Genomic DNA, 9,551 nt, shown 5'->3' on the forward strand with positions numbered 1-9,551 from the left:
TTCAGAGCTCGGCGCGGCCGCCATCCACCACGATCTCCGCGCCGAGCATGTAGCTCGAGGCGTCGCTCGCGAGGAAAAGCGCTGCCGCCGCGATGTCGTCGGGCTGCCCCATCCGGCCGACCGGAACCTGGGCCGCAACGCGTTGCCTGTAGGCGCGGAACTCCTCGTCGCTCTGTCCGCGACGATGGATCGGCGTCTCGATCGAACCGGGCGACACGGCGTTCACGCGGATCCTGCGGCCCAGCAGCTCCGCCGACAGGGTTCGCGCCAGCGACCGCACGGCGGCCTTGGACGCCGACAGCAGCGATCGTCCCGGCGTGCCCACCTGGTTGAGCCACGACGTGTTGAGCACGATCGAGCCGCCGTCCCGCAGGATCGGCAGGACCGCCTGCACCGTGAAGAAGACGCCCTTGAAGTTTACGTTCATCAACTCGTCGAAGGCCGCCTCGTCGGTCGTCTCGATCGGCGTCGCATAGGCGACACCCGAATTGGCGAAGACGATGTCGAGCGCTCCGAAGGCGGTCTTGAGCTCGTGCGCCATGCGCTGCAGCTCGGCGCGACGGCGCACGTCTGCCTCGATGGCGACGGCGCCGTCTCCCAGCTCGAGCCGCGCCTGCTCGAGGCGCTGGCGATCCCGGCCGGTGATGGCGATCCTCGCACCGTTCTTCAGGAACAGCCGCGCCGTGGCGAAGCCGATGCCGCTGGTTCCGCCGGTGATCAGCGCCGTCTTTCCCTGCAACATCACGAAGCCCCGCCGCGAATCGTCAGAAGATGGCCGGTCTTGATCCAGAGCCTGCAGCCCTGCGGGCCCGCTTTGGCCTGCAGCACGCTGCCGGTCGGCAGCCGCAACCACGACAGGGGCTCGAAGCTTTCGCCGGCCTGATCGAAACCGCCTTCCAGCACCAGCAGCTCGGCGCCGCCCGGCAGGTCCAGTGCGATCTCCGCACCCGGACTCCACCGCTCCAGGCGGACGTCTTCATCGTCGTCGTGGAACAGCGTCAGCTGCTCGACACCGGGCCGGCCCGCGGCGGCTGCGTAGGCCATGCCGGCAGTCTTCAGCCTGACCTCCTTTCGATCCGCCGGATCGAACTGCCAGAGCTTGACGAAGATCACGCAGCCGCCGGCCGAACCCGGCGTATGGCGCGATGTCGGCGGATTGCGGATATAGCTGCCGGCCGGATAGTCGCCGTGCTCGTCCTGGAAGACTCCCTCGAGCACCAGGAACTCTTCGCCACCGCCATGCGTATGGGGCGAGAAATGGCTGCCCTGCGCGTAGCGCACGATGGTGGTGGCGCGCGCGACCTCCGCGCCGATGCGATCCAGCATGCGCCGCTCGACGCCGGCCATCGGCGAGGACACCCATGGCATGCGCGCGGCGTGCATGGCGACGCGGCGGGAGAAGTCGGCGTTGATCTCCATGCGGCCCGCTCAGCCGACCGAGGCGAGCCAGCGCCGGTCGCGCGCCGATGGGCGATGGGCGAGCCGTTGCGCCAGCAGCTCCTTCGCCGCCGCGTTGCGCCCGGCGCGCATGCAGGCCACGAGATAGGTGTCCTCGAACAGCTCGCGCTGGGCGTGACTGCCGCCGACGCGCACCACCTCCGCAATCATCGGCCCGATCAGGTCGGCGGCCGCCGCGTAGTCGCCGCCGGCGAAGGCGACGATGCCCTCGCCCAGCGCCGGCACCACCTCGCCATGCGGCAGGCGGCCGCTCGCCAGGCGCTCGCGGATCTCGGCGATGCGTTGCTTGGCCGCTGCCGTGTCGCCGGTCGCGGCGTCCGCCAGCACGGCATGCAGATCGGCAAAATGCATCCCGGCGCGCGGGAAGGCCTGCCGGGCGTATTCGGCGACTTCGCGCCAGTCCTCATCCATCGGCCCCGCCTCGCCGTAGATTTGCCTGCGCCAGAGATAGGCGGCCGGGTCGGCGAGCTTGATGACCGGCGGCGCGTGCACGGCGGCCAGACGGACCGCATCGGCATAGACCTCGTGCGCCCGGGCAGGGTTCTCGCGGTCCAGCTCGAACAGCGCCTGGTGCCACGACAGGTGGCCGTGGAGCTGGCTGCGCCGATCGTACTGCGGCAGCCATCCGGCAAGGAATGTTGCGCCGGCCTCCGCATTGCCCACCTCGTGGTAGCCGTGTGCGAGCGCGTGCGCGCCCCAGGCATTGCGCGGGTTGAGCGACAGGGAGCGTTCGACCTCGGCGATGCCGGCGACGACATCGCCGCTCTCGATACGGGCCCAGCCGTGAAAGGTCAGGAAGTACCAGTCCTCGCCCCAATGCGGGGCGATGCGATCGAGGATCGCCAGCTCGGCGGCGCGGTGATCGCGGCGGCCGCTGAAGCCGAGCAGGCCGAACACGCCCAGCGCCAGGGACAGCGGCAACGCGTCGCGCGGGTATTCCGCCAGGTGCGCGTCAAGCAGCGCCAGCGCCTTCGCTCCCGCGCCTTCGACGGCAGAGGCGATGATGTCGACATGACGCGCCTCGCGTGGTGTCAACCGCTCGCTCAGCGCTCGCGCCGCCGCAGCCTCTGCCTGGGCCTCGGGCATGCGCATGTAGAGCTGCAGCCAGCGCGCCTTGGCGATGCGCGCCAGGGCAAAGTCGGGGTCGGCGTGGAGCGCCGCATCGAGCGAGTCCGCCGCGCCGAAGCTGGCTGTCAGCATGCAGTCGACCGCGCGGCCGTAATGCCGTGCCGCCTCCTCTGACGCCGTCGTCAACGGATAGCCGAAACGGTCAGATGTCACGCGTCGCCTCCATCTCCCTGGCAGCGACCATAGATCGGCGGCGCACGGCCGTCTTTCGACGACTCGACAATCAGTATAGAATAACCGCCACAGCTCGCCGCCATGCTCCGAACGAGCAAAGAAAACCCCAGCAACTTCCTGAAGTTGCTGGGGTTTTCTGGTGAGCCTGAGCCTTAACTAGAGCTTTTCCACTTGGCCGTAATCGAGCTCGACCGGGGTCGAGCGGCCGAAGATCGAGACCGAGACCTTGAGGCGCTGCTTCTCCTCCTCGATCTCCTCGACCACGCCGTTGAAGGAGGCGAACGGACCGTCCGAGACCTTCACCTGCTCGCCGATCTCGAACATCACCGAGGGCTTGGGCCGCTCGATGCCTTCCTGGACCTGCTTGAGGATGCGGCCGGCCTCGGCGTCGCTGATCGGCACCGGGCGGCCCTTGCCGCCGAGAAAGCCGGTGACCTTGGGCGTGTTCTTGATCAGGTGCCAGCTCTCGTCGGTCAGGTCCATGCGCACCAGGACGTATCCGGGGAAGAACTTGCGTTCGGTCTGGACCTTCGAGCCACGGCGCAGCTCGACAACCTCCTCGGTCGGCACCATGACCTCGGTGATCTGCCCGTCCATGCCCTTCTTCTGGGCCTGCTCGCGGATCGAGGCCGCGACCTTGTTCTCGAAGCCCGAATGGGCGTGAACCACGTACCAGCGCATCGCCATGGTCAGCCCACTCCCAGCAGCAGCTTGACGACCCAGGCGATGATCTTGTCGACGACAAGGAAGAATATCGCCGCAAGCGTCACGAAGATGAAGATCATCACGGACCACGACAGGGTCTCGCGCCGGCCGGGCCAGGTGATCCTGGCGCCTTCCTGGCGGACCTCGCGAAGAAACTCGACCGGGTTTTTCATGCGCTCGTCGATGATCGGGTGAAGGGCCGGCATTTAGGCGAGCCAGCCCCAAAAGTAAAGCCGGCGCCCGACGGCTCGCCGGGCGCCGCGGCATTACGGCTGAATTCTGGCAGGAGTGGAGGGACTCGAACCCCCGGCCCTCGGTTTTGGAGACCGATGCTCTACCAGCTGAGCTACACTCCTACAGGCCTGCGGGCCTTATATCACTTCACGACCTTGGTGACGACGCCGGCGCCGACGGTGCGGCCGCCCTCGCGGATGGCGAAGCGCAGACCCTCGTCCATGGCGATCGGCTGGATCAGCTCGACCACCATGCGCGCGTTGTCGCCCGGCATCACCATCTCGGTGCCCTCCGGCAGGGTCACCACCCCCGTCACGTCGGTCGTGCGGAAGTAGAACTGCGGCCGGTAGTTGGTGAAGAACGGCGTGTGCCGGCCGCCCTCCTCCTTCGTCAGAATGTAGGCCTCGGCCTCGAAGTTGGTGTGCGGCGTGATCGACCCCGGCTTGGCCAGGACCTGGCCGCGCTCGACGTCCTCGCGGCCCACGCCGCGCAGCAGCGCGCCGATGTTGTCGCCCGCCTCGCCCTGGTCCAAGAGCTTGCGGAACATCTCCACGCCCGTCACCACCGTCTTCGACGTCTCCTTCAGGCCGACGATCTCGACCTCCTCGCCCACCTTGATCACGCCCCGCTCCACGCGGCCCGTCACCACCGTGCCGCGGCCCGAGATCGAGAACACGTCCTCGATCGGCATCAGGAACGGCTTGTCCTTGTCGCGCATCGGCTGCGGAATGTAACGGTCGACCTCCTCCATCAGCTTCAGCACCGACTGCTCGCCGATCTCAGGCTGCTTGTCCTCCAGCGCCATCAGCGCCGAGCCCTTCACCACCGGCAGATCGTCGCCCGGGAACTGGTAGCTCTTCAGCAGCTCGCGCACCTCGAGCTCCACCAGCTCCAACAGCTCCGGGTCGTCCACCATGTCGACCTTGTTCATGTACACCACCAGCGCCGGCACACCCACCTGCCGCGCCAGCAGGATGTGCTCGCGCGTCTGCGGCATCGGACCGTCCGCCGCCGACACCACCAGGATCGCACCGTCCATCTGCGCCGCGCCCGTGATCATGTTCTTCACGTAGTCCGCGTGACCCGGGCAGTCGACATGCGCGTAGTGCCGGTTCTGCGTCTCGTACTCGACATGCGCCGTCGAAATCGTGATGCCCCGCTCGCGCTCCTCCGGCGCCTTGTCGATCTGGTCGTACGCCGTGTACGTCGCGCCCCCCGTCTTCGCCAGGATCTTCGTGATCGCCGCCGTCAGCGACGTCTTGCCGTGATCCACGTGCCCGATCGTCCCGATGTTGCAGTGCGGCTTCGTCCGCTCGAACTTGCTCTTCGTCATGGCCTTATCGTCCTGTCCCAACTGGAGCGGGTGAAGGGAATCGAACCCTCGTCGTAAGCTTGGAAGGCTTCTGCTCTACCATTGAGCTACACCCGCAAACCGTCGCCTGTCCCGAGGGCCCGCTGCGGCGCCGTGTGGCGGTGGTGGAGGGGGAAGGATTCGAACCTTCGTAGACGTGAAGTCGGCAGATTTACAGTCTGCTGCCATTGACCGCTCGGCCACCCCTCCGCGCCACGCACGCGCGCGGGCCGGCTCGTTTCCGACCGGCGGCGCATTAAACAAATGCAAGGGGTTGGGTCAACATCTTTCAGGCGGGGGAACCTGCCCGCCGTCGTGGCGTTGCGGGTCCAGTCCAGGCGGGGGGAGAGCTTCCGTGATCCTGTGGTCTGCCGCGCGCCTCCTCGGCGCCTGTCTCCTGCCCATCGCCCTGCTCGAAGCCGGCCTGCAGCATTGGGGCGGCGTCGGCCCGCTCGGCCCGATGGGCAGCGCGGCGCTGGCCGAGACCTTGGGCCTGCAGTATCCCTCGCGCTGCCATCGCGGCAATTTCGGCCCGCTCTACGCCGGCCGGGCCGAGACCGAGGCGACGATGTGCACCGACGCCTGGGGCACGATCGAGCCGACCTCGCTCACGGCACTGCTGAAGACGCCGGCCGACGCCGACGCGACCTTCCTGCTGGCCTGCGGCGGCTCGACCACCGAGATCACCGCCATCGAGCCCGAGGAGCGCTGGGTGGCGCGGCTGTCGCGCCAGCTGGAGATCCCGGCGATCAACGCCGGGGCGGCGTCCAAGGGCATGGTCAAATGCGCCCAGACCCTGGACTGGCTGCTCGACCGCATCCCGCAAGGGCGCGAGCCGCTGATCGTGATCGCCGCCAGCGTCAAGACGCTGGGCACCTTCCTGCCGGCGCGCTTCGCCGGCTGGAGCGGCGGCGCAATCCCCGAGCAGCCCCACGCGCCGCCGGCGCTGCATGCCGATATCCGCGCCTTGATCCCCGGCCTCTACCACCTCGCCGCGACGATGGTCTCGGCGGCCGGCACTCCCCCTGAGCGCAGCTACGCCGACGCGCTGGCCGAGGGCTGCTGCCACATGGCCGGCGCCGCCAACCGCAGCCCGGCGCACCGCTTCGACTGGCACGACGCGGAGAACCGCGAGCTCTTCGCCCGCTTCACCGCCAAGAGCGTCGATGCCATCGAGGCGGTGATGGTGCGCCACCGCATCCCGCGCGAGCGCGTGCTGTTCATCGTCGAGCCCAACGCGTTCGTCTTCGATGCGATGCCGCATCTGGCGCGCGACTTCCGCCAGCACCTGCACGACCTCGATGGCAGGCGTCTCGACTCCGCCGCCTCGGCCGAGATCACCCAGGCTTACGACGACCTCTACGCCCGCGTGGTCGGCGAGCGCTTTCCGGTGATCCGCGCCGACCGGTTCGGCTTCGCACCGGGCGCCTTCTACGACGCGGTGCACATGAGCCCCGACGGCGCGCGGGCGATGGCCGACCAGCTGGCGCCGCTGCTCAGGGAAAGGCTCGTCGGTCCGTAACCATCTTTCAGCCTCGGAAGCCGGGCTATACTGCGGCCGCTACGCGTGGATGCCCCCGGAGGAGTCCCATGGACCTGCGGCCCACCGCGCGCCTGATCGGCGCGTGTATCCTGCCCATCGCGCTGCTCGAGGCGGGAATGCAGTATTTCGGCGGGGTCGGCCTGCTCGGCCCCCGGCACACCATGGCGCTCAACGAGTCGATCGGCCTGCAGTATCCCTCGCGCTGCAATCGCGGCAATTTCGGCCCGCTCTACGCCGGCAAGGGCGACCACGAGGCGACGATGTGCACCGACGCCTGGGGCACGATCGAGCCGACCTCGCTCGCGGCCCTGCTCGACAAGCCGGCGGCCGCCGACGCCCCCTACCTGCTGGCGTGCGGCGGCTCGGCGACCGAGATCACCGCGGTCGAGCCCGAGGAGCGCTGGGTGACGCGCCTGTCGCATCGGCTGGGCATCCCCGCGATCAATGCCGCCGCGGCGTCCAAGAGCATGGTGAAGTGCACCCAGTCGCTGGACTATCTGCTCGAGCGCATTCCGCCGGGGCGCCGGCCGCTGATCCTGATCGCCACCAGCGTCAACACGCTGGGCACGTTCCTGCCGGCGCGCTTCAGCGGCTGGACCGGCGGCGCGATTCCCGACCAGCCCTACGCCCCACCGGCGCTGCATCCCGCGATCCGCGCCTGGATCCCGGGCCTGTATCATCTGGCCGCCGTCACGGTATCGGCGATCGGCACGCGGCCCACCCACAGCTATGCCGATGCGCTGGCCGAGGGCTGCTGCCACATGGCCGGCGCCGCCAACACCGCGCCGCCGCGCCGCTTCGACTGGCACAGCGAGGAGAACAAGGAGCTCTTCGCCAGCTTCACCGCCAGCAGCCTCGACGCCGTGGACGCCCTGATCGCACGCCACCGCATCCCGCGCGGGCGCGTGGTCTTCGTCGTCGAGCCCAACTCGTTCATCTACCCGACGATGCCGCACACGCGGCGCGACTTCCGCCAGCTCCTGCACGGGCTCGACGGCAAGAGGCTCGACCTCGCGACCTCGGCGGCGATCACCCAGAGCTACGACGAGATCTACGCCCGCGTCGTCGGCGAGCGCTACGCGGTCATCCGCGCCGACCGCTTCGCGCTGGCCGCGACATCCTTCTACGACGCGGTCCACATGACCGCGGACGGCGCTCAGGCGATGGCCGAGCACCTGGCGCCGCTGCTCAGGGAGAAGCTCGCCGAGCCGTAGCCCGGGAGCCGGCTCAGGCGCTCTTGAACCCCGCCGGCGGGTCGCAGGCGGTGGTGCCCATGATGCCCGGCGTCGAAACCTCGAGGATCTCCAGCTCGGCCGCGGTGCGGATCTCGTTGTGCTTGAGATAGCCCGGGATGAACAGCGAGTCGCCCTCCTCGACGCGGATGGTGCGGCCGTCCTCGAACTCGAGATCGACCCAGCCCTTCAGGATGTAGATGAACTGGCCGTCGCACTCGTGGAAGTGCCAGCCGGTCGGCCGGCTCAAGCCCTGGCTCGAGCTCATCACCTGGGCACGCAGCAGGTTGCCGCTGGCCTCGGCGACCTGCAGGTCGCGGTACTGGAAGAAGTCGCGCCGGCCCTTGACCAGCACCGGCTCCTTCGCCCTGGCATGGGCGATCTTCTGCTCTGGTCCGCTATCGTGCCTGGCTGCCACGGACATGGGGTTCCTCCATTGCTGTGGTTTGCTCTTTCTCCCTCTCCCCGCGCGCGGGGAGAGGGAGAAAGACATGATCTCACTTCTTCGGTGACCACTTATAGACCTTCTGCAGCGTGCCGCCCATCAGCACGGCGCGGTCGCTGTCGCTCAGCCGGTCGGTGACGCGGAAGGAGTCGACGCCTTCCTTGTAGGTGAGCAGCCCGACGGCGCGGGTCCAGTCGGTGCCCCACATGCAGCGGTCCAGGCCGTAGGCGTCGAACACGCGGGCCAGCGGATCCCAGATGTCCTTGTATGGGAATTTCTCGTGGCTGAGCGTGCAGGCGCCGGTGACCTTGATCACGACGTTGGGCTGCTTCGCGACCTCGAGCACCGCGGGCAGCTCGGCCCAGGCGTCGGGCGGCGCCGGCGGCTCGAAGGGCTGCGTCACGCCCAGGTGGTCGATCACCAGCTGCGTGGTCGGGTTGCGCTTCGCCAGCTCGGTCACCTGCGGCATGCGCCCACGCGCCAGCAGGTTGACCGGGAAGCCGTTGCGGCCCGCCGCCGCCAGTACGCGATTGATGCCGGGATCGGCCGCGTCGGTCGACACCTCGGGCGTCATCATGATGCGGATGGCGACCGCGCCGGGGTTCTTCTTCCACTCGTCGATGGTCTCGCCGACCGCGGGATCGGACGCGTTCACCGGCTTGATCACGCCGAAGCGGCCCGGATAGGCCTTCTGCACGGCGACGGCGTAGCTCTCGTCGAAGCGGTACATGGTGTAGACCGACACCAGCAGCGCGCCGTCGACGCCGACCTCGTCCATCGCCTTGATCATGTCCGGCCCGGTGACCTCCGGCGGCCCGTGCAGCACCGCTACCCAGGGCCGGCCGGGATGGTTGCGCTCGTAGCAATGGACCTGGGCGTCGATCACCGGCATGCGTTCTCTCCCTTGCTCATCGTTCTGCATTCCCCCGGAGGGGGAATGTGGCGCGCAGCGCCGGAAGGGGGATGTCGAAGCCGGACACCGACGTCGTTGAGGCATCCCCCTTCCGCCCTTCGGGCACCTTCCCCCTCCGGGGGAAGGTAAGGCAAGAGGCAGCTTCAATACCCCGGGAATGAGCCGCGCTTCATCGTCCGCATGACGTCGTGCCAGGTGGGCCCTTGCGGCGGCCCGGGATGAGTGTTCCAGAACACCTTGCCGTTCAGATGGCCGGGCGTGTAATCCGGCGGCGGCGTCGTCGGCATGCCCGGCTCCACCGCGCGCTGCGGCTCGGCTTTCGTCTCGGCAGGCGGCGACTCGGCGGGTGGCGGCTCGGCGGGCGGCGA

General features: G+C 68.7%; 11 protein-coding genes and 3 tRNA genes. 2 read left to right on the forward strand and 12 right to left on the reverse strand.

The window, feature by feature from the left end; translation table 11 throughout:
• Window position 1: 1 nt before the first annotated feature.
• From KF889_26615 to KF889_26655, 9 genes are all read right to left on the reverse strand, one after another.
• On the reverse strand, window positions 2-742 hold the full coding sequence (locus tag KF889_26615) for an SDR family oxidoreductase (GenBank protein MBX3503035.1): 741 nt from the start codon (window positions 740-742) through the stop codon (window positions 2-4).
• Window positions 742-1,419: a cupin domain-containing protein gene (locus KF889_26620; protein MBX3503036.1), complete on the reverse strand. Its 678-nt coding sequence runs from the start codon at window positions 1,417-1,419 to the stop codon at window positions 742-744. Before KF889_26620 ends, KF889_26615 begins: the two co-directional genes overlap by 1 nt.
• A gap of 9 nt (window positions 1,420-1,428) precedes the next feature.
• Entirely contained in the window at window positions 1,429-2,739 is a 1,311-nt protein-coding gene (locus KF889_26625; GenBank protein MBX3503037.1) for a tetratricopeptide repeat protein, read from the reverse strand.
• 177 nt (window positions 2,740-2,916) lie between these two features.
• A complete protein-coding gene (gene nusG, locus KF889_26630) occupies window positions 2,917-3,447 on the reverse strand; it encodes a transcription termination/antitermination protein NusG (protein ID MBX3503038.1) in 531 nt (176 codons plus the stop codon).
• A 2-nt stretch (window positions 3,448-3,449) separates the two neighbouring features.
• Window positions 3,450-3,638 (reverse strand): preprotein translocase subunit SecE, encoded by a 189-nt coding sequence (secE, locus tag KF889_26635; protein ID MBX3503039.1) that lies wholly within the window; start codon window positions 3,636-3,638, stop codon window positions 3,450-3,452.
• A 107-nt stretch (window positions 3,639-3,745) separates the two neighbouring features.
• Window positions 3,746-3,821, reverse strand: a tRNA-Trp gene (locus KF889_26640).
• A 20-nt stretch (window positions 3,822-3,841) separates the two neighbouring features.
• The gene (gene tuf, locus KF889_26645) at window positions 3,842-5,032 is read right to left on the reverse strand and encodes an elongation factor Tu (protein MBX3503040.1); all 1,191 of its coding nucleotides are present in this window, start codon (window positions 5,030-5,032) and stop codon (window positions 3,842-3,844) included.
• Window positions 5,033-5,054: 22 nt separating this feature from the next.
• A tRNA-Gly gene (locus KF889_26650) sits at window positions 5,055-5,128 on the reverse strand.
• Between the two features lie 45 nt (window positions 5,129-5,173).
• Window positions 5,174-5,260: transfer RNA gene (locus tag KF889_26655), tRNA-Tyr, on the reverse strand.
• Between the two features lie 145 nt (window positions 5,261-5,405).
• Here KF889_26655 and KF889_26660 point away from each other — a divergent pair.
• A complete protein-coding gene (locus KF889_26660) occupies window positions 5,406-6,572 on the forward strand; it encodes a hypothetical protein (GenBank protein MBX3503041.1) in 1,167 nt (388 codons plus the stop codon).
• Window positions 6,573-6,640: 68 nt separating this feature from the next.
• Complete coding sequence (locus KF889_26665; GenBank protein ID MBX3503042.1) at window positions 6,641-7,807, forward strand: hypothetical protein; 1,167 nt, start codon at window positions 6,641-6,643, stop codon at window positions 7,805-7,807.
• A 13-nt stretch (window positions 7,808-7,820) separates the two neighbouring features.
• On the opposite strand, the gene KF889_26670 is transcribed toward KF889_26665, so the two are convergent.
• The 3 genes from KF889_26670 to KF889_26680 form a co-directional block, all read right to left on the reverse strand.
• Window positions 7,821-8,249 carry a cupin domain-containing protein gene (locus tag KF889_26670; protein ID MBX3503043.1) on the reverse strand — a complete coding sequence of 143 codons (429 nt, stop codon included), beginning with the start codon at window positions 8,247-8,249 and terminating at the stop codon, window positions 7,821-7,823.
• 73 nt (window positions 8,250-8,322) lie between these two features.
• Window positions 8,323-9,162, reverse strand: a complete 840-nt coding sequence (locus KF889_26675) for an amidohydrolase (GenBank protein MBX3503044.1) — start codon at window positions 9,160-9,162, stop codon at window positions 8,323-8,325.
• A gap of 164 nt (window positions 9,163-9,326) precedes the next feature.
• On the reverse strand, window positions 9,327-9,551 hold a 225-nt coding region (locus tag KF889_26680; GenBank protein ID MBX3503045.1), incomplete at its 5' end, for a hypothetical protein.

This window comes from Alphaproteobacteria bacterium (assembly GCA_019635875.1).
In the GTDB taxonomy this organism is placed as follows: Bacteria; Pseudomonadota; Alphaproteobacteria; order Reyranellales; family Reyranellaceae; genus JAFAZJ01.

What these genes read in the sequence shown, in the direction of transcription:
- KF889_26615 (MBX3503035.1), bottom strand. Translation starts at nt 742, where the DNA reads ATGTTGCAGGGAAAGACGGCGCTGATCACCGGCGGAACCAGCGGCATC.
- KF889_26665 (MBX3503042.1), top strand. Translation starts at nt 6,641, where the DNA reads ATGGACCTGCGGCCCACCGCGCGCCTGATCGGCGCGTGTATCCTGCCC.
- KF889_26675 (MBX3503044.1), bottom strand. Translation starts at nt 9,162, where the DNA reads ATGCCGGTGATCGACGCCCAGGTCCATTGCTACGAGCGCAACCATCCC.
- KF889_26670 (MBX3503043.1), bottom strand. Translation starts at nt 8,249, where the DNA reads ATGTCCGTGGCAGCCAGGCACGATAGCGGACCAGAGCAGAAGATCGCC.
- KF889_26620 (MBX3503036.1), bottom strand. Translation starts at nt 1,419, where the DNA reads ATGGAGATCAACGCCGACTTCTCCCGCCGCGTCGCCATGCACGCCGCG.
- tuf (MBX3503040.1), bottom strand. Translation starts at nt 5,032, where the DNA reads ATGACGAAGAGCAAGTTCGAGCGGACGAAGCCGCACTGCAACATCGGG.
- secE (MBX3503039.1), bottom strand. Translation starts at nt 3,638, where the DNA reads ATGAAAAACCCGGTCGAGTTTCTTCGCGAGGTCCGCCAGGAAGGCGCC.
- nusG (MBX3503038.1), bottom strand. Translation starts at nt 3,447, where the DNA reads ATGGCGATGCGCTGGTACGTGGTTCACGCCCATTCGGGCTTCGAGAAC.